The organism is Ruegeria sp. TASC047 (genome assembly GCF_059612445.1).
This window is the reverse complement of the sequence record NZ_JBXWQP010000019.1, coordinates 469,181-492,772: the sequence shown is the minus strand read 5'-3', so window position 1 is coordinate 492,772 and position 23,592 is coordinate 469,181. Positions and strand designations below refer to the sequence as shown.

The following is a 23,592-nucleotide window of genomic DNA, read 5'->3' as shown; positions in this document are numbered from 1 at the left end:
TTGCTGACACCTTAAGACATCACTCAACGACCGGATTCTTGAAATGAACGACCAACCCCGCAATTCATCGCGCAGTGGCGGCCGTGCCGCGCGCCGTGCTGCCCGTGCAACCGCACTGCCCGAGCACCTGCGACCTGTCCGCCCCGGAATGGAAGGCGGCGTCCTGAATGTACTGACACAGGCGCAGATCGAACGTATCCACGAAGCAGCACTGACCGCGCTTGAAACCATTGGCCTGGCGGACGCCCCGCAAAGTGGCATTGACTATCTGGTCGGTGCAGGCTGCATCTTGGGCGACGATGGCCGTATCCGTTTCCCGCGTGCCCTTGTCGAGGACACGATTGCAAAGGCGAACCGCTCGGTCACTTTGTACAGCCGGGATGGAAACACCGATCTGGAATTGTCCGGCACCAAAGTGCACTACGGTACGGCCGGAGCCGCCGTGTCCATGGTTGACGTGCACGGTCGGGAATATCGCCATTCCACCGTGCAAGATCTGCACGATGCCGCACGTATCTGCCAACAGCTTGATAACATTCACTTTGTGCAACGGCCAATGGTCTGTCGTGACATCGCCGACAACCTCGAAATGGACCTCAACACGATTTACGCCTGCTGTTCGGGGTCCTTCAAACACGTCGGAACATCTTTCACCGAGCCAAGCCACGTCGCTCCGGCGATGGAGATGATCTACATGATTGCGGGCGGTGAAGACAAATTTCGCGAGCGACCCTTCGTCTCCAACTCGAACTGCTTTGTTGTTCCTCCAATGAAATTCGCGACAGAAAGCTGCGAAGTGATGGAAGCGTGCATCAAGGCCGAAATGCCAGTCTTGCTGCTATCTGCTGGTATGGCCGGAGCTACAGCGCCGTCGACCATCGCCGGTGCGATCACACAAGCAACGGCGGAATGCCTTGCGGGATTGGTTTATGTTAATGCCGTAAGTCCCGGTGCTCCGGCGATTTTTGGCACCTGGCCATTTGGTCTGGACCTGCGGACCGGTGCCATGTCGATTGGTTCAGGGGAACAGGCCCTTCTGACTGCCGGATGTGCCCAGATGCACCGATTCTATGACTTGCCGGGCGGTGCTGCGGCTGGCGCATCGGATTCGAAACTGCCCGATATGCAGGCCGGCTGGGAACAGATGTGTTCGAATGTCATGGCAGGTCTGTCCGGTCTGAACATGGTATATGAGGCGGCCGGGATGCATGCCTCGTTGCTGGGGTTCTGCCTGGAAAGCCTGATCCTCAGCGACGATCTGATCGGACAGGCGCAACGCTGTGTACGTGGAATCGAAGTGACGGATGACACGCTGGCACTGGATCAAATGGCGGCGGTCTGCATGGGCGGCCCAGGCCACTATCTGGGGACTGACGCAACGCTGAGCCGGATGCAGTCAGATTACGTCTATCCGACATTCGGAGATCGCTCCTCGCCGAAAGAGTGGGTTGAGCTTGGCAAGCCCGATCTGGTGGAAAAAGCCGTGGCAAGGAAAGAGGAAATCCTTTCCACCCCTTCCCCTGCAAGGTTCGACCCGCTTCTGGACGCGGAGCTTCGGAAAAAATTCAAAATCCATCTTCCCGCCTAAGGTGATGGAAAAGGCGGCCCGAAAGGGATCGGGCCGCCTGTTCATATAATGCCTACCCGTCACTGGGCGGCAGCAATCCTGCCTCCTGCGCGATCGCGACCTCGTCCGCATCCAACGCTCCGTCACCATTGGCATCCATGGCCGAGAAGGTATCGGCGTTGACTTCCGGTACGACTGCCTGAATTTCCTCGATGGTCAGCAGACCATCGCCGTTGGTATCGGCTGAGGATTGGGCCGAAGCAACGCCGGGCAAGCCCAGAACGGCCATGGAAAGCCCGATCAAATAATGCGATTTCATTTCAGTACCTCCTGAAAGGTGTGTTTGTGTTTACGTCCGGACAGCGCCCAGAAGCACATGGACGCCCATGCGCGTCACGCATTTTGGTAGAACTTCGTGATTTCACGCCAATCTTTGCGTGTTTGCCCGAGTCGGGTTTGCGGTTCACCGCCTGAAGAAAACCATGAAACCGTTGTCGGCGGCTCTTGCCCGACAGGACCACCTCAATCCGGCAATGTGGCGCTTATCCGGGACGACTCGGTGGGTAAAAAAAGAAAGGGGGCCGAAGCCCCCTGTCAGTTTCGCCTTCCAGGCTCATTTCGTTGACCGCCCGGTGTTTTTTTGCCTGCGGCCTGGACTGCGCATGGGGCGAGCGCACCCGCCCCGTGAAAGAGTGGGAGGGAGCAAATATTCCGCCCCACCCTGTTCCCGGCCAACACGGGCATGTCGGCCGAGTGGAGAAAGGTCAGTCGGTAAGTCTCAGACCTGTTCTCCGTATTCGTCGGGGTCGGTTACTTAGGGCAGCGTCCGACCCCTACGCCCCGGGGTGCCGGGGCGTTAAAGTCAGCTACACCCGCTTGTCGCGCCGCAGGTGTTGCACTTCATGCAAGTGCCGTTACGCACCAGCGTGTAGTTTCCGCATTCGCCACAGGGGTCGCCCTCATAGCCCTGCATCTTGGCTTTGGTGCGGGCGTCCATTCCGGTTGCCACTGCCGTTTCGGTGGCAGGCGCTTCGAACACAGTTGCTGTTTCCGACATTCCGGCCACGTCGCCATAACTGCCGTTTAACACCATCAAATCCTGCGGCAGACGCTTGCGCAGATACCCGGTCGAGCTGATTTGTTTCAACACTTCCAAAGACTTGGACGCCGCAGTTTCACTGATTTCCGAGACATTGGAAACGCCTTCCTCTTCTCCGCGGCCAAGATCATCAAAGGTAGCACCCTCGGGTTTCACATGGGCGAGATCGGTACGGTCCAGATAAGACACGGCCAGTTCGCGGAAGATGTAATCCAGGATCGAAGTCGCGTTCTTGATCGAGTCGTTGCCCTGAACCATCCCTGCCGGTTCGAACTTGGTAAAGGTGAAGGCGTCGACAAACTCTTCCAGCGGCACGCCATATTGCAAACCAACCGACACAGCGATGGCAAAGTTGTTCATCATCGCCCGGAAGCCAGCACCTTCCTTGTGCATGTCGATGAAAATCTCGCCCAATTGACCGTCTTCAAACTCACCCGTGCGCAGGTACACTTTGTGGCCGCCAACGATGGCCTTCTGAGTATACCCCTTGCGGCGGTGCGGCAGTTTCTCGCGATGGCTGCGGATGATTTCCTTGACCACAACCTTTTCGATCACCTTTTCGGCAAGAACGACGGCTTTTTCCTGAGCAGAGCCGCTTTCCAGCACCTCGGCTGCCTCGTCATCATCCTCAACCAGCGCAGCCGCAAGAGGCTGAGACAGTTTCGAGCCGTCGCGGTACAGCGCGTTGGCTTTCACACCCAGCGACCAGCTGAGTTCATAGGCCTTCTGGCAATCCTCGATTGTCGCATCATTCGGCATGTTGATCGTTTTGCTGATCGCGCCCGAAATAAAGCTTTGCGCTGCGGCCATCATGGTGATGTGGCTGTCAACCCCAAGGAAACGCTTGCCTTTCTTGCCGCACGGATTAGCGCAGTCGAAGATCGCGTAGTGTTCTTCCTTCAGATGCGGTGCACCTTCCAGCGTCATGGTTCCGCAGACATGGTCGTTGGCCGCGTCGATATCCGCGCGGGTGAACCCCAGATGGCGCAGCAAATCAAAGGTAGGGTCATTCAGCTTTGTCGCCGGAATGCCCAGAACGCCGGTGCAGAAATCTTCGCCCAAGGTCCATTGGTTGAAGACGAACCGGATGTCAAAGGCGCTTTCCAGCGCGGCGTCCACCTTGGCCAGTTCATTGGCCCCAAAGCCGTGGCCGGTCAACGAGGTGTGGTTGATCCCCGGCGCGTTGCCGATGGTGCCGTGACCAACGGCATAGGATACGATCTCTTCAATCTGCGACGAGGAATAGCCAAGCTTTTCTAGCGCAGAAGGTACCGAACGGTTGATGATCTTGAAGTAACCGCCGCCTGCCAGTTTCTTGAACTTGACCAGCGCAAAATCGGGCTCGATCCCCGTTGTATCGCAATCCATCACCAGACCGATGGTACCGGTGGGTGCAATCACCGTGGCCTGTGCGTTGCGGTAACCGTTCTGCTCGCCAAGGCTCAGCGCCTCGTCCCAGGCCGACATGGCCAGATCGACCAGACGCTTGTCGGGGCAGTTGCCATGGTCCAGAGGTACCGGCTTGACGGCCAGTTTCTCGTACCCCTCGGTCACACCCTGCGCCGCGCGGCGATGGTTGCGGATGACGCGCAGCATATGCTCGGCATTGCGCTTGTATCCCTTGAACGGGCCAAGCTCACCGGCAATTTCAGCTGAAGTGGCATATGCCACACCGGTCATGATCGCGGTCAGCGCACCACAGATCGCCCTGCCCTCATCCGAGTCGTAGCTGTAGCCCATGTTCATCAACAGGCCGCCAATGTTTGCGTAACCCAGGCCCAGAGTGCGGAAGTCGTACGACAGCTGCGCGATTTCCTTTGACGGGAATTGCGCCATGGTCACCGAGATTTCCAGCGTCAGGGTCCACAGGCGCGAGGCGTGCATGTAGTCGGCTGCCTGGAACTCACCATCCTTGAGGAAGGTCAGCAGGTTCATCGAGGCCAGATTACAGGCCGTGTCATCCAGGAACATGTATTCCGAACACGGATTCGATCCGCGAATTTCACCATCTTCGGGGCATGTGTGCCACTCGTTGACAGTGTCGTGGAACTGGATACCCGGATCCGCACAGGCCCATGCGGCGTGACCGACCTTTTCCCACAGATCCCTCGCTTTGACGGTCTTGGCGACCTTCCCGTCGGTGCGGTTGATCAGTTCCCAATCCGCGTCTTTTTCCACCGCGGTCAGAAACCCGTTGGTCACGCGGATCGAGTTGTTCGAATTCTGCCCCGAGACTGAGCTGTAAGCTTCTGAATCCCAATCCGTGTCATATGTCGGGAATTCGATACTGTCGTGACCCTGCTTGGCATAATCCAGCACGCGCTTGATGTAAGTCTCCGGGATTGCGACTTTTTTCGCTTCGCGGATCGCTTTTTTCAGCGCGTCGTTTTTATTGGGATCATAGGCATCTTCGGCAGTACCGTCCCATGAGCGAATGGCCTCGAAAATACCGTTCAGCATCTTCTCGTGCATCTTCGATCCGGCAACTATCGAGGCCACTTTCTGCTCTTCGATTACCTTCCATTCGATGAATTGTTCGATATCGGGGTGATCCGCATCGACAATAACCATCTTTGCTGCCCGACGGGTTGTCCCGCCTGATTTGATTGCGCCAGCGGCGCGGTCGCCGATCTTGAGAAAGCCCATCAGGCCCGAGGATTTGCCGCCACCCGACAGTGCCTCGCCTTCTGCGCGCAGATGGCTGAAATTGGTCCCGGTACCCGAGCCGTATTTGAACAACCGTGCCTCGCGCACCCATAGATCCATGATGCCGCCTTCGTTCACCAGATCATCATCGACGGACTGGATGAAGCAGGCATGTGGCTGCGGATGCTCGTAGGCGGATTTGGATTTGGTCAGTTTGCCGGTCTTGTAGTCGACATAGTGGTGCCCTTGCGCCGGGCCGTCGATTCCATAGGCCCAGTGCAGGCCAGTATTGAACCATTGCGGGCTGTTTGGCGCGGCGCGCTGAGTCGCCAGCATGTACCGCATCTCGTCGAAATAGGCGCGCGCATCCTCTTCAGTCGAAAAGTAGCCACCTTTCCATCCCCAGTATGCCCACGCACCGGCCAGCCGGTCAAAGACCTGCTTGGAGGAAATTTCGCCCTCGAATTCAGCATCTTCAGCGGGAACCGACCGCCAAAGGAATTCGGGTACGTCTTTTTCCTTAACTTTCTTCAGTTTGGACGGAACACCAGCTTTGCGAAAGTATTTCTGGGCGATTACGTCACTTGCCACCTGCGACCAGGATGTTGGAACTTCGATCCCTTCCAGGCGGAATACAATGGTGCCGTCGGGATTGCGGATTTCAGATGTCGCGGACACAAAATCCAGTTCCGAATAGGCATCCTGATCTGGTTTGGTGAATTTTCTTTCAATCTTCATGTCCGCAGCCCTAGTTAAATTCCGCCTAATTTTCGGTTCACGGCACTACATTTTGAGTTGCGGAGCACCACCCGCAACGCCGACAGAAGCGCGCAAAGGTACTGGTCGCTGCATTAGACAGCGAAAAAGCCGTTACAACGGCTGCACGTTAATAGACTGTGCTTATCCGACCCTCGCCTGTTGCCGTCCCGGCTTGAACACCAGATATTGTGGCAATCTCTTCGGCTCATACAATTTGGCGTATATTGCCATAGAAGGTCAACGCCCTTTTTCAGCCAAATTTGAAATCTTTTTTGTTGACCGGACCCAGACACGAGGGGAGTGAAACTCAGGGTACGATTCCTCCACAGGCTCGCCTGCGGTAAATTTCAGGTCACGACTCGAAGCCTCAAATCGAATTACCGTTTTTACCAGCATAGTTATCTGTATTTGATCAACCAACGTCGCGCTGGTTAGGCTGCAAAGGAATCATCTTCGCCGGGTCTGGCGAACCCACGTTGAACAACCAAAGGTTCACTTTGGAATGAGAAAGGCCAAACGAATGAAGTTGCTTCGCTTTATCCCCGCGTTGGCCTGTATCGTGGCCTGCACGCCACAAGAAACGCCCACCCCGTCACGTAGCGCGCTGTTCGAAACCCATCCTAGAAGGTTATTTGAGGCATTCGAAACCAGTTGTTCTGGTCCCGGTAAGGTCTTTGAAAAAATCAGCGACCAGGCTTTTGAATGCAGCGAGTATCTGCCCCCAAAAGCGGCAGCCTATTTGATTCTGAACTATGACGGATTTCCGCAAGACCTGCCCCAGAGTGTCATGCGCCTGACATCGTCAAAAACAGGTTCCGGCTATCGCGTTGACGCACGATCGTACTTTAAAGTGCCGCAGAAAACCGGCCAAATCGTTGAGGTTCCACTGGAAAGTGACGCGCTGGATCAGGCGATCAGCTCGCTGTATCTGGCGATGGGCGGCACGCCCACATGAGTATGTGAAGGAAGTGGTCGGGGCGGCAGGATTCGAACCTACGACCCCCTGTACCCAAAACAGGTGCGCTACCAGACTGCGCCACGCCCCGGACCGTGCGCCTTCCTAACGATGACAATCTGATTTGAAAAGCCCTAACAGGGCCAAATCGCAGGACCTTGCGAAAAAATTTCGTGCTGCATCTGAGTGCCGACGCCGATAGAGTAGCGTGCGGACAATCCGGCATTGATTTCCAGCACCGCGAAAACGGCATCCCCACCTTCAATCGGTGTCAGATCGCCGGGAATCGCTCTCTCATGCACATGTGTCACTGTGCCCGTACGGTCCAGAAATATCATGTCGAGCGGAATCAGTGTGTTCTTCATCCAGAACGCGACAGGTTGCGGTGGGTCGAACACGAACAGCATACCGGATCGATTCGGCAACGACTCGCGAAACATCAACCCCTTTGACCGTTCCTGAGGCGTAACCGCCATTTCCACGTCAAATCGGATTGTCGCGCTGTCGTTTCGGAGAGTGATATGATCAACGCTGCACGCAGCAAACGCTCCCCCTGTCCACAGTGTGATCAGAAGTGTCCAGAATACCAGAAAACGAGTCATCGAAGTGTCAGCCGTCCAGCGCGGCTTCCCAGGCGAGAACCTGCGCCGCCATTCGGCCGCGCTTGCCATCAATTACGCGCATCGCAAGCGCCTCTCCGGGCTGGAGGTCAGCAAGCCCCGAGCGCCGCAACACTTCGATATGCAAGAATACGTCTTCACCGCGCCCAAAAACATTTGCGAACCCGAAGCCCTTGCCTTTGTCGAACCACTTCACCCGCGCGGCCTCCAGAGGGGCTTCTGCGATAGCGTCCGGATCCAACTCGGCGAAATCGGCCAACATCATCGACTCGGCGCGCGCTGGCGGGTCAATTGCAACAACCTCAACCGCCTGAACACCTCTGTCCGTGCGGTGTGTCATGATCTCGATACCCGCTCCGTCCGCGACGGAACTTTGGCCGAAATTGCGCAATACGTTAACGTGCAACAGAATATCCGGGCCGCCTTCGTCAGACACAACAAAGCCGTATCCCTTGGCGGGATCGAACCATTTCACGTGTCCACGGACGCGATACATGTTGTTCAGGTCTTCTGGCACGGTTTTCCCATCGCGAATTTTAGCAGTTCGTTAAGGGTCTGTTGTTTATGGGAATGGCAGACAATTTCAAGCCGAAAAAATTGTTTACTTTCTGCTTGTTGCATTTCACGACACGTGAACGTCATGGATTCAACCTTTCAACATGCCATGCCGATCCCGGCTCAATTCGTTGCCATCTGAACCGGTCATGCAAGCGAAATGCTCCATCGGCCCAGAACTCAATCTCTGTCGGCGTTAATCGGTACCCGCCCCAGAATGGAGGACGAGGTGGATTCGGCCCAAGTTTAGCGGTCACTTTCGCGACCTCTGCCATCAAAGCTGTCCGACTTGAAAGCGGTTGTGACTGCTTTGAAGCCCAGGCACCCAAACGGCTTTTCAATGACCTTGATGCATAATACGCATCAGCCTGGGGCCCGTTTTCACGACATATTGTACCACGAACGCGAAGTTGACGCCGCAAAGATTTCCAATGCATGACAAATGCAGCTTTTTCCGACGTATCCAGCTCGTTCGCTTTGACGCTTTCGTAGTTTGTATAGAATACAAATGAATCCGCTTCGATTTCCTTCAGCAGAACCATGCGTGCATTTGGCAAACCGTCCGGGCCAACGGTTGCAAGCGCAATCGCATTCGGATCATTCAATTCAGTTTCTTCAGCCTCAGCTAACCACCGGGCCGCAATTTCAAACGGATCGGAGCCAGCAAAGATGCCATCACGCTCGGTCATTTCCATCCCCTGGAAAGTATTAATGACGAGCCTAAGGCGAGAACCCGCTGCGAGCAAGAGCGCACGGCCTTGATGCAGCGCTACCAATGGCATAAACCATGCCAATCTAACGCGAAGACAGGCGGAGAACCAAACATGTCAAATCAGTTGATGGCCGGCAAACGTGGCCTCATCATGGGACTGGCCAATGACAAATCAATCGCATGGGGAATCGCCCGCGCCTTGTCCGAAGCCGGAGCTGAACTTGCCTTTTCTTATCAGGGTGACGCTTTAAAAAAACGTGTGGACCCGCTGGCTGCGCAATTAGGCAGCGAAATCGTTCTGCCCTGCGACGTGAGCGATGAGGCTTCAATTGATGGGCTTTTCTCGGCGCTGGAAGAGAAATGGGGCAAGCTGGACTTTATCGTTCACGCCATCGGTTTTTCTGACAAGAACGAATTGCGTGGACGTTATGTGGATACCAGCCGGGCCAATTTCACGCTGACGATGGATGTCTCCGTCTATTCGTTCACCGCGGTTATGCAGCGCGCGGAAAAGATGATGTCCGAAGGCGGCAGTGCCATAACACTGACCTATTACGGAGCCGAGCAGGTGATGCCCCACTATAACGTGATGGGTGTTGCAAAGGCCGCTCTGGAAGCGTCGGTCAAATACCTGGCCGAAGACCTGGGCAAGGACGGTATTCGCGTGAACGCGATCTCGGCCGGCCCGATCAAAACCCTGGCTGCCAGTGGCATTGGCGATTTTCGCTACATCATGAAATGGAACGAGTACAACTCTCCGCTGCGCCGCAACGTGACCATTGACGATGTCGGCAAGTCGGCCCTGTACCTGCTGTCGGACCTCAGCAGCGGCGTCACCGGAGAGAATCTGCACGTGGATTCGGGTTACCATATTGTCGGAATGAAGGCCGTTGACGCCCCTGACGTGGAAAAAGGTTAAGAACATGAGCGCTAAGGACCGCCTGCCGCACGAAAAAGGATTTCACATCAGCTGGGACCAGATCCACCGCGACTCGCGCGCATTGGCGTGGCGTCTGGACGGGCAAGGCCCCGATGATGGCAGCTGGCGTGCTGTTGTGGCAATCACCCGTGGCGGCATGGCCCCTGCAATGATCGTCAGTCGTGAACTGGATATTCGTACCGTCGATACGGTCAGCGTCAAATCCTACCACCATCAAGCTCAGGGTGAGGCGGAAGTTCTGAAAGCACCCGATGCCAAGTTAATGGGCGACGGAACCGGAATTCTGATCATCGACGATCTTGTGGACAGCGGGAAAACCCTGGAACTGGTTAGAGAGATGTATCCGAACGCGCATTTTGCGACGGTTTATGCCAAGCCCAAGGGACGCCCTATGGTGGATACGTTCATCACCGAAGTCAGTCAGGACACGTGGATCTTTTTCCCGTGGGACATGGCCCTTCAATATGTCGAGCCCTATCGCGGCACCGATTGAAACCAGATCAGTAGGCAGCACATGACGCTCAGCCGTACCGCCGCAACATTCGCGCCGCCAGTGATGGAAGCGCGCCGATGGCTCGAGGGCGTTACGTTCCCACCCGAACGCCCGCTGATCAACGTAAGCCAGGCGGCGCCGGTTGACCCGCCGCCGCTGGCCTTGCGCGAGGCTATGGCCGAATTTACCGTACGCGAAGACCATGCGCATCTTTATGGCCCTGTGCTGGGAAATGACGATCTTCGCGCGGAACTGGCTGCGCAGATCAGCGCGCATTACGCAGCAAGGGTTGAGGCATCTGATGTTGCAATTACCTCAGGCTGCAATCAGGCGTTTTCAGCAGTGATATCGGCCATCACCGGTGAAGGGGATGAGGTCATTCTACCAACCCCTTGGTATTTCAATCATAAAATGTGGCTGGATATGTCAGGTGTCCACGCTGTGGACCTGAAGACCGGCGACGATTTGCTGCCCGATCCTGAGCGCGCACGCGCGCTGATCACGGACAAAACACGCGCCATCGCTCTGGTCACGCCCAACAATCCCGGCGGCGTTGAATACCCGGCAGACCTTGTCCGCGCCTTCTTTGAGCTTGCGAGCGAAACCGGGATTCACCTGATCGTCGACGAAACCTACCGTGACTTCGACAGTCGCAGCGGGCCACCACATGACCTGTTCCAGCAACCAGACTGGGATCAGACGCTGATCCACCTTTATTCCTTCTCCAAGGCCTACAGGCTGACGGGCCACAGGGTCGGCGCAATTGCAACGGGCACCGCACTTCTGGCTGAGGTCGAGAAGTTTCTCGACACTGTTGCCATTTGCCCCGGTCAGATCGGACAGTTCGCCGCGCTTTGGGGTATGCAAAACTTGTCGCAATGGCTGGCGGGCGAACGCGACGAAATACTCGACCGCCGCGCTGCCATCCTTGAGAGGATACCCGCACTGGAAGCCAAAGGCTGGCGTCTTTTGGGACTTGGGGCGTATTTCGCCTATCTGGAGCATCCGTTTGACATTCCGTCCGACGAACTTGCCCGGCGTTTGGTGCGTGAAGCCGGTGTTCTGCTATTGCCCGGTACCATGTTCATGCCCGATCACCACCCGGACGGGAAACGGCAAGTGCGCATTGCCTTCGCCAACCTCGACCGCACAGGTTTGGGCCAATTGTTCGAACGGTTGCAGGGCCTGTCCTTCTAAGCTTGCCCCCCGGCGGTGTGCGTCGTATTCAAGGCGGCAACCGACAGGGCAGAACGCTGCCGTAATAACAAGAGGGCACCATGGCCGCAGGCGCTAAAAGTCTTTCGAAAACCTTTGTCTGGATTCTGATGGGCATGCTCATGCTGGGGCTCGCGGGGTTCGGTGCCGTCAACCTGAGCGGCACAGTCCGTACCGTGGCGCAGGTTGGTGATGAAAGCATCTCGATCGATGACTTTGTCCGCGAGTTGCAGCGCGAGATCCGCGCGGTTGAGGCGCAATCGGGTCAGCCCCTGCAAATGTCGCAGGCACGGGATCTGGGGCTGGACCGAAACGCGCTTGCCCGCCTGACGGCCTTGGCGGCGCTGGACAACGAGGTGAGCCAGCTTGGGATTTCCATAGGGGATGAGAACCTGCAAAAAGAGATCGTGTCAGTTCCGGCCTTTCAGGGCGTAGACGGCAGTTTCGACCGCGAGGCATACCGCTTTCAGCTTGAACAAGTCGGCATGACGGATTCCGAGTTCGAGACGGACCTGCGCAAAGAATCCGCCCGTACGATCGTTCAAGGTGCGATCATGGGGGGTGTGGAAATGCCTGCCACCGTGACAGAAACGATGGCCAACTACATTGGCGCCCGTCGCAGCTTTACCGTTGCGGCGGCAGGGACCGAGTCATTGGAAACCCCCGTGGCCGAGCCGACTGACGCGCAGATTCAGACCTTCTATGACGAAAACGCTGAACAGTTCACCCTGCCCCGTACAAAAAAGCTGACTTATGCGATTCTGTCTCCGGCCATGTTGGTGGACACAGTTAAGGTTGACGAAGATTCCCTTCGCAAGCTTTTTGAAGAGCGGTCGGACGAATATAATCAACCGGAACGCCGTCTGGTCGAGCGCCTGAATTTCCCGGATGAACAAGCAGCCAACGACGCCAAGGCGCAACTTGAGGTCGGCGGAACGACCTTTGAACAACTGGTTCGCGATCGTGATCTAGAACTTTCCGATATCGATCTAGGCGACCTGACACGTGAGGATCTGGGCGAGGCCGCCGACGCCGTGTTCGCGGCAGAGCTTGATGCTGTTGTTGGCCCTCTGCCTTCGGTATTTGGCCCTGCCCTGTTCCGTGTCAACGGATCCCTGGCTGCAAACAGCGTTCCCTTTGAGGAGGCCGAACCGGCCCTGCGCGAAGAACTGGCGACAGAACGCGCCCGCCGCCTGATCGAGTCTCAGTCCGAAGACATAAACGACATGCTGGCTGGCGGTGCGACTCTGGAAGAACTGGCAAGTGAAACCGAAATGGAACTGGGTCAGATCGACTGGACCCGAGACAGCGCCGAGAACATAGCGGCCTATGACGGGTTCCGCGCGGCGGCCGAAGCCGTGCAAGAAGGAGATTTCCCTGAAATCGCATTTCTCGAAGATGGATCGATCTTTGCCTTGCGCCTGAACGACGTTCTGCCGCGTCGCCCTGAACCGCTGGAAAGCGCACGCGACCGTGTCGCCGCTGCCTGGGTACAGGCGGAGACCAACAAAGCCTTGCTGGACAAAGCAAACGCCGCACTGAGCCAACTGGCCACTGATGGTGACTTCGCTGCGACTGGCCTGCCCTTCCGCGTTGAAAACGCACTGACGCGTACCGCGTTTCTTGATGACGTCCCCGCCAGTTTCATGAATGAAGTGTTTCAGATGGAACTCGGTGAGTTGCGCGTCATTGGTGGAAATGGTGCAGCCTTGCTGGTGCGTCTGGACGAGGTTCTGCCCCCCGAGGATTCCGACGAGCTGCGCCGGTTGCGCGACGCACTGGCAACGCAGATGGATCAGGCGCTGTCGCAGAATATTTTTGACGCATACGTACGGGACGCTCAGACCCGCGCCCGCCCGGTCGTGGATCAGCAGGCGCTAAACGCCGTGCAGGCGAGCTTTTAAGCGAGACCAAGATGGCCCTGACACCCGATTTCGATACCTTCGCACGCGCCTATGAAGCGGGCGAAAACCAGGTGGTTTACACACGTCTCGCCGCCGATCTGGACACACCCGTATCGTTGATGCTCAAACTGACGGGAGCGCAGAAAGATGCGTTCATGCTGGAGTCGGTTACGGGCGGTGAGGTGCGTGGCCGCTATTCGATCATCGGCATGAAACCGGACCTGATCTGGCGCTGTCACGGTGAAACGTCCGAGTTGAACCGCTCGGCGCGGTTCGACGCCGACGCCTTTGCTGCGCAGGACGGCAATCCGATGGACAATCTGCGTGCCTTGCTGGCCGAAAGCCGTATTGAACTGCCAGACGACCTACCTCAGGCTGCCGCCGGACTGTTTGGATATCTGGGCTATGACATGGTCCGGCTGGTCGAATACCTGCCGAACGTGAACCCCGATCCGCTGGGACTGCCAGATGCGATCATGTTGCGCCCGTCTGTTGTCGCTGTATTGGATGGCGTCAAAGGCGAGGTGACGGTGGTTTCACCCGCCTGGGCCAGCGACGGTCAATCTGCCAAAGCTGCCTATGCGCAGGCGGCCGAGCGTGTGATGGATGCGGTCCGCGATCTGGAACGTGCGATGCCCGCCGAAACCCGTGATCTGGGCGACGCGCGCGAAATTGCGGCGCCGGTGTCGAACTTCACCAAATCCGGCTATATGGAAGCAGTAGAAAAGGCCAAGGAATACATCCGTGCTGGCGATATCTTCCAGGTAGTTCCAGCGCAGCGTTGGACGCAGGATTTTCCGCTGCCACCTTTTGCGCTTTATCGTTCGCTGCGGCGCACCAACCCCTCGCCGTTTATGTTCTACTTCAACTTCGGCGGTTTTCAGGTCGTTGGGGCCAGCCCCGAGATTCTGGTGCGGGTGTTCGGCAGCGAAGTCACCATTCGCCCGATTGCAGGCACCCGTCCCCGTGGCGCGACCCCCGAGGAAGACAAGGCGAACGAGCTTGACCTGCTGGCCGATAAGAAAGAGCTAGCCGAACATCTCATGCTTCTGGACCTCGGGCGCAATGATACCGGCCGCGTGTCCAAAATCGGCACAGTTCGCCCGACCGAAGAGTTCATCATCGAACGCTACAGCCATGTGATGCACATCGTGTCGAACGTGGTGGGTGAGCTGGCGGAAGACAAAGATGCGCTGGACGCCTTCTTTGCCGGGATGCCTGCGGGCACCGTCTCGGGTGCGCCGAAAGTGCGGGCGATGGAGATCATTGACGAGCTTGAGCCGGAAAAACGCGGCGTCTATGGCGGTGGTGTTGGCTATTTCAGCGCAGGCGGTGACATGGACATGTGCATTGCCCTGCGCACGGCCATCGTGAAGGATCAGAAACTCTATATTCAGGCTGGCGGCGGTGTTGTCTATGACAGCGACCCCGAGGCCGAGTTCATGGAGACTGTCCATAAGTCAAACGCCATTCGGCGCGCGGCGGAAGATGCCGCTCGGTTCACCGGAAACGGCAACAGTTAAAAAAACAAGGGCGGCTGATCAATTGATCACCGCCCTGTTTCAAGCTGTCACTGTACCTGTTTCATCAAGACGGCCGAGATCGGTGCCATCGCCACCCGGCTGCCACGATCCTCAAGACCCCACAGCAACAGGGCCGAGATTGTCTCGGGCCGTACCCGCCCCAGCATGACAACGGTTCCTTCCTGACCTGCCCGGAACGCGGCCTGATCCAGGAACCGGCGCATGATTCTGGGATCCTGTCGCGCCCCATCGATATCGCGGAACACAACGCTGGACGGAATGCCATTGCGAACCGCCAACTTCTGGACAGTGTTCAGCCCATTGTCCTGTGTGATCAACCCGCGTCCGGTACCGGCGGCAATCGCCGCGACCTGATCGGCCAGCTTGCGATTTCCCTGAATGCCGCTGTTCACGCCTTCCAGAATACCCACTGTTTCAGGCAAGGTGTCCAGCCACACAGACAAGGAAACTTCGGCATCCTGCGCGCTTGCTGCCTCGGGCAAGTCCGCAAGGGCCAGAACTTCAAACCCAGCCGCGCGGTGCCGTGCCATCTTTTCCGCCGCATCCGGATCAGACGGGTTCACGGCAAAGCTGATCGGGTAAGGGAAATCCTGCAACGCTTCGGCGCCGAATGCGCCTTCGTCATCAATCAGAATGATCGACATCAGCGGCTTAGATTCCGGGTTCTCGAACTTGGCGGCAAAACGTTCAATCGGTTTTTCCGCAGATGGCTGTTCGGAAATCGTCTGTTCTGCAACAGGCTCATCATCGCGTTCCGTCAACGGCAGGATACGTTTTCCGACAATCGAACTGGCACTTTCTTCCTGTTCTCCCCCGATCTGAGGCAGCGCAGCAATACGCGGAAGCTCACGGGGCAAGGTATCTTCATCCCCTTCCACCGCAATCGGACTGCTTTCAAATGAATTATCAGTCGTAGTGTCTTTTGTTTGTGGTTCAGCCTCGACCTGTGGCAACGGATTTGGTTCGGGCTCAAGAACTGCGACCTCGGTTGTGTCAGACTCGGTCGGCGGCGTGGGGGTTTCATCAATTACAACCGGCACGGACTGTTCCTGCTGAACTGCGGGTACCTGGCTAGGCTCGGGCGGCGCAGCGGGGGCTTCGGTCATGACGGACACCTCGGTCGCCACCGTTGCAGCGGGCTCGTTCGGGGCCTCAGCCGCTTTGCCAACCTCGGGCTGCGGCTCGGATGACGCTTCCAACCCGGACAAATCGGCCAGATCTTCGTTGGCATTATCGGCGGCTTCTGGCGCACGCGGGGCCAGTTCCACCAGATCGGCATCAGAAACGCCCTCGGCAAGTTCAGTAGGCGCCTCTGGTGTTTCTGAAATCGTCGGCGCTGGTGCTTCGGTCGCAACAACCGGTGTCTTGACCATCGGCGTGTTGAGCGACACGACCGCACCCAAGATCAAAACAACGATCGCCCCTGCGACCATTCCTCCGAAAAATCCGCCCATATTTCCTGCCTTTCGCCTCTTTTCCCTGCCTCGCCCTGCTCTGCGCCATCTGGTGTGGCGCTCGGTCAATTGGAGGCGTCAGAAACCGTAAGTCCTCTTGACGCTGCCGCCCAAGCCTGAGCATGTATGTGCGGACATTATACCGTGGCCCGGGGTTGCATCGCCAGCCCGAAATGCCCAAGCGAAGATAAGTGCCCATATGCTGCTGCTGATCGACAACTACGACTCGTTTACCTACAATTTGGTACATTATTTGGGCGAACTTGGTGCCGAAATGGTCATTCGCCGCAATGATGCGCTGGATGTACAGGAAGCAATGGCCATGAACCCGGCTGGAATCCTGCTAAGCCCCGGCCCCTGCGACCCGGATCAGGCGGGCATCTGTCTGGCTCTGACCGAAGCCGCCGCCGAGACAAAAACACCTCTTTTGGGGGTTTGTCTTGGGCATCAGACCATCGGACAGGCATTCGGTGGCAAGGTTGTTAGATGCCACGAAATTGTGCATGGCAAGATGGGCATCATGCACCACACCGGAAAAGGCGTCTTTGCTGGCCTTCCATCGCCCTTTGAAGCCACACGCTACCATTCACTGGTGGTCGAGCGCGAGACACTGCCCGACTGTCTTGAGATCACAGCCGAGCTGGAAGACGGCACGATCATGGGGCTGCAACACAGGGAATTGCCTATTCACGGTGTTCAGTTCCACCCTGAATCGATTGCGTCCGAGCATGGTCACGCCCTTCTCAAGAATTTCCTGCAAGAACTGAAAGTCCCCGCATGAGCGACGCGCTGAAACCGCTGATTGGAGCAGCCGCCGATCGTCCGCTGACCCGTAAAGAGGCCGAGACTGCCTTTGGCATCCTGTTCAACGGCGAAGCCACGCCAAGCCAGATTGGCGGGCTGTTGATGGCCATGCGTACAAGGGGGGAAACGGTTGATGAATATGCCGCGGCCGCGGCTGTGATGCGCGCCAAGTGCAATGCCGTGCGCGCACCCGACGGAGCGATCGACATCGTTGGCACCGGCGGAGACGGGAAAGGCACCCTGAACATCTCGACCGCGACTGCATTTGTCGTCGCAGGTGCTGGCGTGACAGTCGCTAAACACGGCAACCGCAACCTAAGCTCCAAATCCGGCGCAGCGGATGCATTGGGGCAAATGGGTATCAACGTTATGGTTGGACCACAAGTTGTTGAAAATGCTCTGAAAGATGTCGGTATCGGCTTCATGATGGCACCGATGCATCACCCGGCCATTGCGCATGTTATGCCTTCACGGCAGGAACTGGGAACGCGCACGATTTTCAATATCCTGGGCCCGCTGACCAACCCTGCCGGTGTCAAACGGCAACTGACCGGCGCCTTTAGCCGCGAGCTGATCCGCCCCATGGCTGAAACACTAGGCTTGCTGGGGTCAGACCGCGCGTGGCTGGTACACGGATCGGACGGGACAGACGAGTTGACGATCACCGGTATCAGCTGGGTCGCCGCTTTGGAAGATGACGTGATCAAAGAGGTCGAGCTGCACCCCGAGGATGCTGGCCTGCCTGTGCACCCTTTCGAAGACATCCTCGGTGGAACCCCTGAAGAGAACGCCATCGCATTTCGTGCGCTGCTGGACGGCGCCCCGTCCGCGTATCGTGACGCAGTGTTGCTGAACTCTGCCGCGGCATTGGTTGTCGCTGATGCGGCAAGTGATCTGCGCGAAGGTGTGGCCATGGCCGCCGAGAGCATCGACAGCAGCGAAGCCAAAAACAAAATCACGGCCTTGGCCGCCAAGACTCAGGAGGCCGCATGACCGAAACCGTTCTGGACAAGATCAAAGCCTACAAACTGGAAGAAATCTCAGCAGACAAGGCTCAGAAGTCCTTGGAAACGCTGGAAAGTGAAGCACGTGCCGCTTCGGAAACCCGCGGGTTTGCCGCAGCGCTTCAAGCTGCGTCCCGGCAAGGTTACGGCCTGATCGCTGAGGTCAAGAAAGCCAGCCCCTCCAAGGGTTTGATCCGGCCTGATTTTGACCCGCCTGCCTTGGCCAAGGCATATGAAGAAGGCGGTGCTGCGTGTTTGTCCGTGCTCACCGACACGCCAAGCTTTCAGGGTGCCAAGGAATATCTGACACAAGCGCGTAACGCGACATCTCTGCCCGCTTTGCGCAAGGATTTCATGTATGACCCTTATCAGGTGGTCGAGGCACGTGCTTTGGAAGCCGACTGTATTCTGATCATCATGGCATCCGTCAGCGATGATCAGGCAGCCGAGTTGGAACAGACCGCATTTGATTGGGAGATGGATGTTCTGATTGAGGTGCACGACCAAGCCGAGCTTGAACGCGCAGCCCAACTGAAAAGCCCATTGATCGGTATAAATAACCGCAATCTCAAGACCTTCGAGACCACTCTTGATACAACACGACGCCTGTCCAAACTGGTACCGGCAGACCGTACTATCGTGTGTGAAAGCGGGTTGGGCAGCCCGGAAGATTTGCGGGATATTGCGCGCTATGGCGCCCGGTGTTTTTTGATCGGCGAAAGCCTGATGCGCCAGGACGATGTCGAAGCGGCCACCCGACACATCCTGTCCAATCCGCTTATCCCCGGAGTGATGTGATGCCGCTGACCCATTTCGATGCTCAAGGTCAGGCGCATATGGTCGACGTCTCGGGCAAAGAGGTCACAGATCGCATAGCCGTGGCTGTAGGTCACGTGAAGATGGCACCGGAAACCTATGAAATCATTTCAGAACAACGCGCGGCAAAGGGCGATGTTTTGGGCGTTGCCCGCCTGGCCGGTATCATGGGGGCAAAGAAGACACCGGATCTGGTCCCGCTCTGCCATCCTTTGCCGGTGACCAAGGTTGCCGTTGAACTGACCCTCGACCCGGATCTGCCGGGTGTTCAGATCGAAGCGACAGTCAAGACGTCAGGTCAAACCGGTGTTGAAATGGAGGCCCTGACCGCCGTTTCCACCGCAGCCTTGACTGTATACGACATGACCAAGGCCGTCGACAAAGCGATGGAAATTGGCGGCATTCATGTAAGCCTCAAAGACGGCGGAAAATCAGGACGTTACGAGGCGAAATGATTACCGTCGAAGAAGCGCGCGCCCTGCTGTTCGATCTTGTCAGTCCTCTACCTTCGGAACAGGTTCCTCTGGACCAGTCTGCGGGACGTGTTCTGTCACACGAGGTTGTGGCAACGCGCGACCAGCCTCCTTTCGCCGCATCATCGATGGATGGCTATGCCGTCAAAGCCGACGAAGTCGAGCTTCATGCCATGTTCAAAGTGGTGGGAGAATCCGCCGCGGGCCGTCGTTTCGACGGCTCAGTAGGCCCCGGTCAGGCCGTACGTATCTTTACCGGCGCTCCGGTTCCCGAGGGCGCAGACTTCGTTGTGATTCAGGAAGATACCGACCGGCGTGGCGATCTGATCACGATCACAGACGACCCCGGCCCCAAAACAAACATCCGCCCTGCCGGTGTGGATTTCATGGCAGGCACGCCCATCACGGCACCGCGTATGATCCGCGCCGAAGACGTTGCCCTGATGGCTGCGATGAATATCGCGCAGGTCCCGGTTTCTCGAAAACCCGTGATTGCCCTGATCTCGACCGGCGACGAACTTGTCATGCCTGGCGAAGAACCGGGACCGGACCAGATTATCGCGTCGAACACGTTTGGATTGCGGGCATTGCTTGAGGGGCTCGGTGCTGTGGTTCGTGTCCTTCCGATTGCACGGGACACGGTTTCATCGCTTGAGACTGCGTTTGACCTGGCGCGAGGGGCCGATCTCGTCGTGACGATTGGCGGTGCGTCGGTTGGTTACTACGACCTTGTGTCTGATGTATCGCAGGGTTTGGGGATGGATCGGTCTTTCTACAAGATCCGAATGCGCCCCGGAAAACCCCTGATGGCTGGTCGCATGGGTGGCACCGCGATGGTCGGACTTCCTGGGAACCCGGTCAGCGCGATGGTCTGTGGCTATCTGTTCCTTGCCCCGATGGTGCGCCGGATGCTGGGGCTGGAATTGGTTCTGCCACCCTTTCGGTCTGCCCGCTTGACCGAACCACTGACAGAAAACGGCCCGCGCGAGCATTACATGCGCGCGGTTCTGGGCGAAACGGGTATCCAGGCCTGTGCAGATCAGGACAGCTCTCTCCTTAGCGTTCTGGCGCAGGCAAACGCCCTTTTGGTCCGTCCCCCGAACGATCCCGCCCGCAAGACCGGGGAAACGGTTCAGTACCTGCCGATCTGAACTTCGCCCAAATTCATTGACACAAAACGTGAACATGCGTAGAACAAAAGAAAACGCATGAGCGACGAGGTGTGAGCAATGCTGACCAAGAAGCAATTGGATTTGTTGAAATTCATCCAAAAACGCGTGCAGGCGGACGGTGTTCCGCCCAGTTTCGATGAAATGAAGGCCGCGCTTGACCTGCGGTCGAAATCCGGCATCCACAGGCTGATCACTGCACTGGAGGAACGTGGCTTTATTCGTCGCCTCGCGCATCGTGCCCGCGCGATTGAAATTGTGAAACTTCCCGAAAGCCTTGGCGGTGAACCAACTGCCGGTTTTTCACCCCGCGTGATCGAGGGTGACAGGCCCAAGGGCCCCCGCCCGACCAATATTGAGCCGGTTGCTGTGGATGCGCTGGAATTGCCGGTGATGGGTCGGATCGCGGCGGGTGTCCCCATTGAGGCGATCAGCCACGTGTCCCATCACGTAGCGGTCCCCGGCCCCATGGTTTCCGGAAAAGGCCAGCACTATGCGCTAGAGGTTCGCGGCGACTCGATGATCGACGCGGGCATCAACGACGGGGATGTGGTTGTCATCCGCGAAACCGCGACTGCTGATAACGGAGATATCGTGGTTGCACTGGTAGAAGATCAGGAAGCGACGCTGAAACGCTTTTTCCGCCGCGGCAACGCTATTGCACTCGAAGCGGCCAACCCGGCTTATGAGACGCGCGTTCTTCCCGAAGAAATGGTCAAGGTTCAGGGTCGCCTAGTCGGTCTGATCCGCGCCTATTAATCCTGCTTCAAACGACGGTCCCCGGCGGGCTTCGGGGACCAGAGCCGTTGGCCTGTCAGTTCTGCGCTAGAAGTCAGTTTTCCGTCCGACAATGACAGGCTGCCGGTTTCGCTCAGATCATCCGGATCGAAGACGGCGCACGCACCCGCAAGGGGCAGCGCGACCGTCGAAACAATAATCTGGTTGCCTTCGCATTCGTCAAACTTGCGCGCAGCCCTTTTGCCCGAGATATGGATAATTTCCTTGTCCTGATAAGTGTACCGCTGAACGGTGCTGCTATCCGGCCATCTGCCTGCTGCCGCGATCTGATCCGCGCCGTCACCGTCATTCTCCAGCCAGACTCTGGCAACAAACCCACTGCCTTTGCTTTTACTCAGGGCCCGGCCCTGAGGGGTCATTACACCGACCAACCCTCCGTTTTCTGCAATCAGAACATCTGGCCTGTGGCCCGAGTTCCAAAGCACAAATGACAGAATGACGGGCCCGACCCCGTACCAACGCGCGCGCCCTTGCCACAAGGCCAGCCACAAAGCCCCAACAGCAACAAGTGGCAATACATACCAGGGCGGACTGACTACAAAACCCTGAGCACCGCCCAGATGAGACACCCAGTTTGAAACCCCAAGGATCCAATGCAACGCCCAGCCCATAACGGTCAGCGGAAAAGCCTCCAACCCAAATGGGGCCGCCAGTGCGGCGACAACTGCCGCAGGTACAACAACAAGGCCCATCACGGGCACGGACAGCAGATTCGCCAGCAATCCATAGTGAGACATCGTATTGAAATGCGCAGCGCCAATTGGGGCCGTGGCAAGCCCGGCTATCGCCGAGGACATAACCACGCCAGCAATCGGTTTTAACCAATTCGGGCCCGGTAACGGACCCACCTTTTGCAATGCACCGAAGACGGCGACCAATGCTGTCGTTGCGGCAAAGGACATCTGAAACCCTGGGCTAAGCAGCGACTCGGGCCAAAGAACCAGAACGATCAGCGCAGCAACAGAAACCGCACGCAATGAAATCGCACGCCTGTCGATCAACACGGCCCCCAGCATGACACTGACCATGACATAGGCGCGTTCGGTTGCGATATTCCCGCCGGACAACAGCAAATAGAGCGTTGCCGCGATCAGCGCGAACACAGCCGCAACATCTCGAACAGGTAGCCTCAATGCCACGTAGGGGATCAGTGAAAAACCAATGCGACAGGCCACAAAAACAAAACCCGTCAGTAACCCCATGTGAAGTCCGGAAATGGCAAGCAAATGCGCCAGGTTCGACGCGCGCAAGGCCAAGAGCGTCTCTTGCCCCATACCACTGCGATCACCTGTGGTGACGGCAGCAGCAAACCCACCGATTTCTCCGGGCAGGATTTGATTCACTCGCCGCGATATCGCCATTCGGATTGCGGTAATTCGAACACCGCCAATACCGTCTTTGGCTGGCGCAATCGTCAAAACAGGAACGCGGGTATACCCGACTGCACCCAGCCCCTGAAACCAGGCATGGCGACGAAAATCGAACCCGCCAGGTTCAACCGGGCCCTGCGGTGGCGAAAGATGCGCTGTGGTCATGATCCGTTGCCCAGGCGCAAAAGGGTCTGTCGCGCCATGAACAGAAAGACGGATGCGTTGCGGCCTGCGCTCATTCGGTACGTCCCCTACGCGCACCTGATCGAGCGTCAACCGCAACGCATCCGAGGCAGACCGATCCATGGCGACGACCCTCCCCTCGACAGGACCATAGTACCGCCAGGACAGAACCGGTTCTGCCACCATATGGGCGCGAGTATCTGCCAGTATAACACCGACTGCAATCAGCGCCCCCCCGGTCGCTAACGTTCCCACCCCCGGTGGCAGCCGGCGGCTTAAGGCAAAAAGAGCCAGGAACAAGCAACACAGACCTGCATATACCGGCCAGCCGGGCTCGCTCCGGGCACCGAAATAGAGACCGATCCCCGTTGCCAGCATGACTGGCGTCCACGGAAACAGGTAACCTGTCTGGTGCAGCAGCGCGGCCTCGACCCGTGCAAGAACACGCATGGTTGCCCCCGTCCTTCGGGCTCGTTAGACAGGCGTCAAACTATGCCAGATACGGTTACCAA

The 23,592-nt window shown here is 57.4% G+C and carries 20 protein-coding genes and 1 tRNA gene; 13 read left to right on the top strand and 8 right to left on the bottom strand.

Going from position 1 to position 23,592, the window contains the following annotated elements:
- The first annotated feature begins 43 nt into the window (after positions 1 to 43).
- Positions 44 to 1,588, top strand: a complete 1,545-nt coding sequence (locus tag AC2FLO_RS04955; RefSeq protein ID WP_496751653.1) for a trimethylamine methyltransferase family protein — start codon at positions 44 to 46, stop codon at positions 1,586 to 1,588.
- A gap of 52 nt (positions 1,589 to 1,640) precedes the next feature.
- Here AC2FLO_RS04955 and AC2FLO_RS04950 read toward each other — a convergent pair whose 3' ends face one another.
- Positions 1,641 to 1,886, bottom strand: coding sequence for an EF-hand domain-containing protein (locus tag AC2FLO_RS04950; protein ID WP_209596397.1), 246 nt, complete (start codon positions 1,884 to 1,886; stop codon positions 1,641 to 1,643).
- A gap of 543 nt (positions 1,887 to 2,429) precedes the next feature.
- On the bottom strand, positions 2,430 to 6,050 hold the full coding sequence (locus tag AC2FLO_RS04945) for a vitamin B12-dependent ribonucleotide reductase (protein ID WP_496751651.1): 3,621 nt from the start codon (positions 6,048 to 6,050) through the stop codon (positions 2,430 to 2,432).
- 541 nt (positions 6,051 to 6,591) lie between these two features.
- Between AC2FLO_RS04945 and AC2FLO_RS04940 the strand changes: the two genes are divergently transcribed.
- Entirely contained in the window at positions 6,592 to 7,026 is a 435-nt protein-coding gene (locus tag AC2FLO_RS04940; protein ID WP_496751649.1) for a hypothetical protein, read from the top strand.
- 14 nt (positions 7,027 to 7,040) lie between these two features.
- On the opposite strand, the gene AC2FLO_RS04935 is transcribed toward AC2FLO_RS04940, so the two are convergent.
- The 4 genes from AC2FLO_RS04935 to pdxH form a co-directional block, all read right to left on the bottom strand.
- Positions 7,041 to 7,117, bottom strand: a tRNA-Pro gene (locus AC2FLO_RS04935).
- A gap of 43 nt (positions 7,118 to 7,160) precedes the next feature.
- A complete protein-coding gene (locus AC2FLO_RS04930; protein ID WP_496751647.1) occupies positions 7,161 to 7,628 on the bottom strand; it encodes a DUF192 domain-containing protein in 468 nt (155 codons plus the stop codon).
- Positions 7,629 to 7,635: 7 nt separating this feature from the next.
- On the bottom strand, positions 7,636 to 8,142 hold the full coding sequence (locus AC2FLO_RS04925) for a cold-shock protein (protein WP_245220458.1): 507 nt from the start codon (positions 8,140 to 8,142) through the stop codon (positions 7,636 to 7,638).
- A gap of 142 nt (positions 8,143 to 8,284) precedes the next feature.
- Positions 8,285 to 8,890: a pyridoxamine 5'-phosphate oxidase gene (pdxH, locus tag AC2FLO_RS04920; RefSeq protein WP_496751645.1), complete on the bottom strand. Its 606-nt coding sequence runs from the start codon at positions 8,888 to 8,890 to the stop codon at positions 8,285 to 8,287.
- A gap of 135 nt (positions 8,891 to 9,025) precedes the next feature.
- Between pdxH and fabI the strand changes: the two genes are divergently transcribed.
- The 5 genes from fabI (at position 9,026) to trpE (ending at position 14,988) form a co-directional block, all read left to right on the top strand.
- A complete protein-coding gene (gene fabI / locus AC2FLO_RS04915; RefSeq protein WP_267365343.1) occupies positions 9,026 to 9,832 on the top strand; it encodes an enoyl-ACP reductase FabI in 807 nt (268 codons plus the stop codon).
- A 4-nt stretch (positions 9,833 to 9,836) separates the two neighbouring features.
- Complete coding sequence (gene gpt, locus AC2FLO_RS04910) at positions 9,837 to 10,346, top strand: xanthine phosphoribosyltransferase (protein ID WP_267365342.1); 510 nt, start codon at positions 9,837 to 9,839, stop codon at positions 10,344 to 10,346.
- Between the two features lie 21 nt (positions 10,347 to 10,367).
- The gene (locus AC2FLO_RS04905; protein WP_496751642.1) at positions 10,368 to 11,543 is read left to right on the top strand and encodes an aminotransferase; all 1,176 of its coding nucleotides are present in this window, start codon (positions 10,368 to 10,370) and stop codon (positions 11,541 to 11,543) included.
- Positions 11,544 to 11,623: 80 nt separating this feature from the next.
- Positions 11,624 to 13,465, top strand: coding sequence for a SurA N-terminal domain-containing protein (locus AC2FLO_RS04900; protein ID WP_496751640.1), 1,842 nt, complete (start codon positions 11,624 to 11,626; stop codon positions 13,463 to 13,465).
- A gap of 11 nt (positions 13,466 to 13,476) precedes the next feature.
- The gene (gene trpE / locus AC2FLO_RS04895) at positions 13,477 to 14,988 is read left to right on the top strand and encodes an anthranilate synthase component I (protein ID WP_480584485.1); all 1,512 of its coding nucleotides are present in this window, start codon (positions 13,477 to 13,479) and stop codon (positions 14,986 to 14,988) included.
- Between the two features lie 47 nt (positions 14,989 to 15,035).
- Here the strand turns inward: trpE and AC2FLO_RS04890 are convergent, their stop codons facing one another.
- Positions 15,036 to 16,463 carry a divergent polysaccharide deacetylase family protein gene (locus tag AC2FLO_RS04890; RefSeq protein WP_496751638.1) on the bottom strand — a complete coding sequence of 476 codons (1,428 nt, stop codon included), beginning with the start codon at positions 16,461 to 16,463 and terminating at the stop codon, positions 15,036 to 15,038.
- A gap of 199 nt (positions 16,464 to 16,662) precedes the next feature.
- On the opposite strand from AC2FLO_RS04890, the gene AC2FLO_RS04885 reads away from it, so the two are divergent.
- The 6 genes from AC2FLO_RS04885 to lexA all read left to right on the top strand — a co-directional run bounded on the left by AC2FLO_RS04885 (position 16,663) and on the right by lexA (position 21,488).
- On the top strand, positions 16,663 to 17,244 hold the full coding sequence (locus tag AC2FLO_RS04885) for an anthranilate synthase component II (RefSeq protein WP_209503818.1): 582 nt from the start codon (positions 16,663 to 16,665) through the stop codon (positions 17,242 to 17,244).
- The gene (gene trpD / locus AC2FLO_RS04880) at positions 17,241 to 18,260 is read left to right on the top strand and encodes an anthranilate phosphoribosyltransferase (RefSeq protein WP_496751636.1); all 1,020 of its coding nucleotides are present in this window, start codon (positions 17,241 to 17,243) and stop codon (positions 18,258 to 18,260) included. Before AC2FLO_RS04885 ends, trpD begins: the two co-directional genes overlap by 4 nt.
- Positions 18,257 to 19,069 (top strand): indole-3-glycerol phosphate synthase TrpC, encoded by an 813-nt coding sequence (gene trpC / locus AC2FLO_RS04875; protein ID WP_496751634.1) that lies wholly within the window; start codon positions 18,257 to 18,259, stop codon positions 19,067 to 19,069. The genes trpD and trpC overlap by 4 nt, the downstream gene beginning before the upstream one ends.
- Positions 19,069 to 19,542 carry a cyclic pyranopterin monophosphate synthase MoaC gene (gene moaC / locus AC2FLO_RS04870; protein WP_496751632.1) on the top strand — a complete coding sequence of 158 codons (474 nt, stop codon included), beginning with the start codon at positions 19,069 to 19,071 and terminating at the stop codon, positions 19,540 to 19,542. Before trpC ends, moaC begins: the two co-directional genes overlap by 1 nt.
- Positions 19,539 to 20,711 (top strand): molybdopterin molybdotransferase MoeA, encoded by a 1,173-nt coding sequence (locus AC2FLO_RS04865; RefSeq protein WP_496751630.1) that lies wholly within the window; start codon positions 19,539 to 19,541, stop codon positions 20,709 to 20,711. Before moaC ends, AC2FLO_RS04865 begins: the two co-directional genes overlap by 4 nt.
- 78 nt (positions 20,712 to 20,789) lie before the next feature.
- Positions 20,790 to 21,488, top strand: coding sequence for a transcriptional repressor LexA (lexA, locus tag AC2FLO_RS04860; RefSeq protein ID WP_496751628.1), 699 nt, complete (start codon positions 20,790 to 20,792; stop codon positions 21,486 to 21,488).
- On the opposite strand, the gene AC2FLO_RS04855 is transcribed toward lexA, so the two are convergent.
- Positions 21,485 to 23,530, bottom strand: coding sequence for a ComEC/Rec2 family competence protein (locus AC2FLO_RS04855; protein ID WP_496751626.1), 2,046 nt, complete (start codon positions 23,528 to 23,530; stop codon positions 21,485 to 21,487). The two genes, lexA and AC2FLO_RS04855, sit on opposite strands and share 4 nt — an antisense overlap.
- Positions 23,531 to 23,592: the final 62 nt, after the last annotated feature.

Coding starts and splice junctions, on each gene's coding strand:
- AC2FLO_RS04955 (WP_496751653.1), top strand. CDS start 44: ATGAACGACCAACCCCGCAATTCATCGCGCAGTGGCGGCCGTGCCGCG.
- AC2FLO_RS04950 (WP_209596397.1), bottom strand. CDS start 1,886: ATGAAATCGCATTATTTGATCGGGCTTTCCATGGCCGTTCTGGGCTTG.
- AC2FLO_RS04945 (WP_496751651.1), bottom strand. CDS start 6,050: ATGAAGATTGAAAGAAAATTCACCAAACCAGATCAGGATGCCTATTCG.
- AC2FLO_RS04940 (WP_496751649.1), top strand. CDS start 6,592: ATGAAGTTGCTTCGCTTTATCCCCGCGTTGGCCTGTATCGTGGCCTGC.
- AC2FLO_RS04930 (WP_496751647.1), bottom strand. CDS start 7,628: ATGACTCGTTTTCTGGTATTCTGGACACTTCTGATCACACTGTGGACA.
- AC2FLO_RS04925 (WP_245220458.1), bottom strand. CDS start 8,142: ATGTATCGCGTCCGTGGACACGTGAAATGGTTCGATCCCGCCAAGGGA.
- pdxH (WP_496751645.1), bottom strand. CDS start 8,890: ATGACCGAGCGTGATGGCATCTTTGCTGGCTCCGATCCGTTTGAAATT.
- fabI (WP_267365343.1), top strand. CDS start 9,026: ATGTCAAATCAGTTGATGGCCGGCAAACGTGGCCTCATCATGGGACTG.
- gpt (WP_267365342.1), top strand. CDS start 9,837: ATGAGCGCTAAGGACCGCCTGCCGCACGAAAAAGGATTTCACATCAGC.
- AC2FLO_RS04905 (WP_496751642.1), top strand. CDS start 10,368: ATGACGCTCAGCCGTACCGCCGCAACATTCGCGCCGCCAGTGATGGAA.
- AC2FLO_RS04900 (WP_496751640.1), top strand. CDS start 11,624: ATGGCCGCAGGCGCTAAAAGTCTTTCGAAAACCTTTGTCTGGATTCTG.
- trpE (WP_480584485.1), top strand. CDS start 13,477: ATGGCCCTGACACCCGATTTCGATACCTTCGCACGCGCCTATGAAGCG.
- AC2FLO_RS04890 (WP_496751638.1), bottom strand. CDS start 16,463: ATGGGCGGATTTTTCGGAGGAATGGTCGCAGGGGCGATCGTTGTTTTG.
- AC2FLO_RS04885 (WP_209503818.1), top strand. CDS start 16,663: ATGCTGCTGCTGATCGACAACTACGACTCGTTTACCTACAATTTGGTA.
- trpD (WP_496751636.1), top strand. CDS start 17,241: ATGAGCGACGCGCTGAAACCGCTGATTGGAGCAGCCGCCGATCGTCCG.
- trpC (WP_496751634.1), top strand. CDS start 18,257: ATGACCGAAACCGTTCTGGACAAGATCAAAGCCTACAAACTGGAAGAA.
- moaC (WP_496751632.1), top strand. CDS start 19,069: ATGCCGCTGACCCATTTCGATGCTCAAGGTCAGGCGCATATGGTCGAC.
- AC2FLO_RS04865 (WP_496751630.1), top strand. CDS start 19,539: ATGATTACCGTCGAAGAAGCGCGCGCCCTGCTGTTCGATCTTGTCAGT.
- lexA (WP_496751628.1), top strand. CDS start 20,790: ATGCTGACCAAGAAGCAATTGGATTTGTTGAAATTCATCCAAAAACGC.
- AC2FLO_RS04855 (WP_496751626.1), bottom strand. CDS start 23,530: ATGCGTGTTCTTGCACGGGTCGAGGCCGCGCTGCTGCACCAGACAGGT.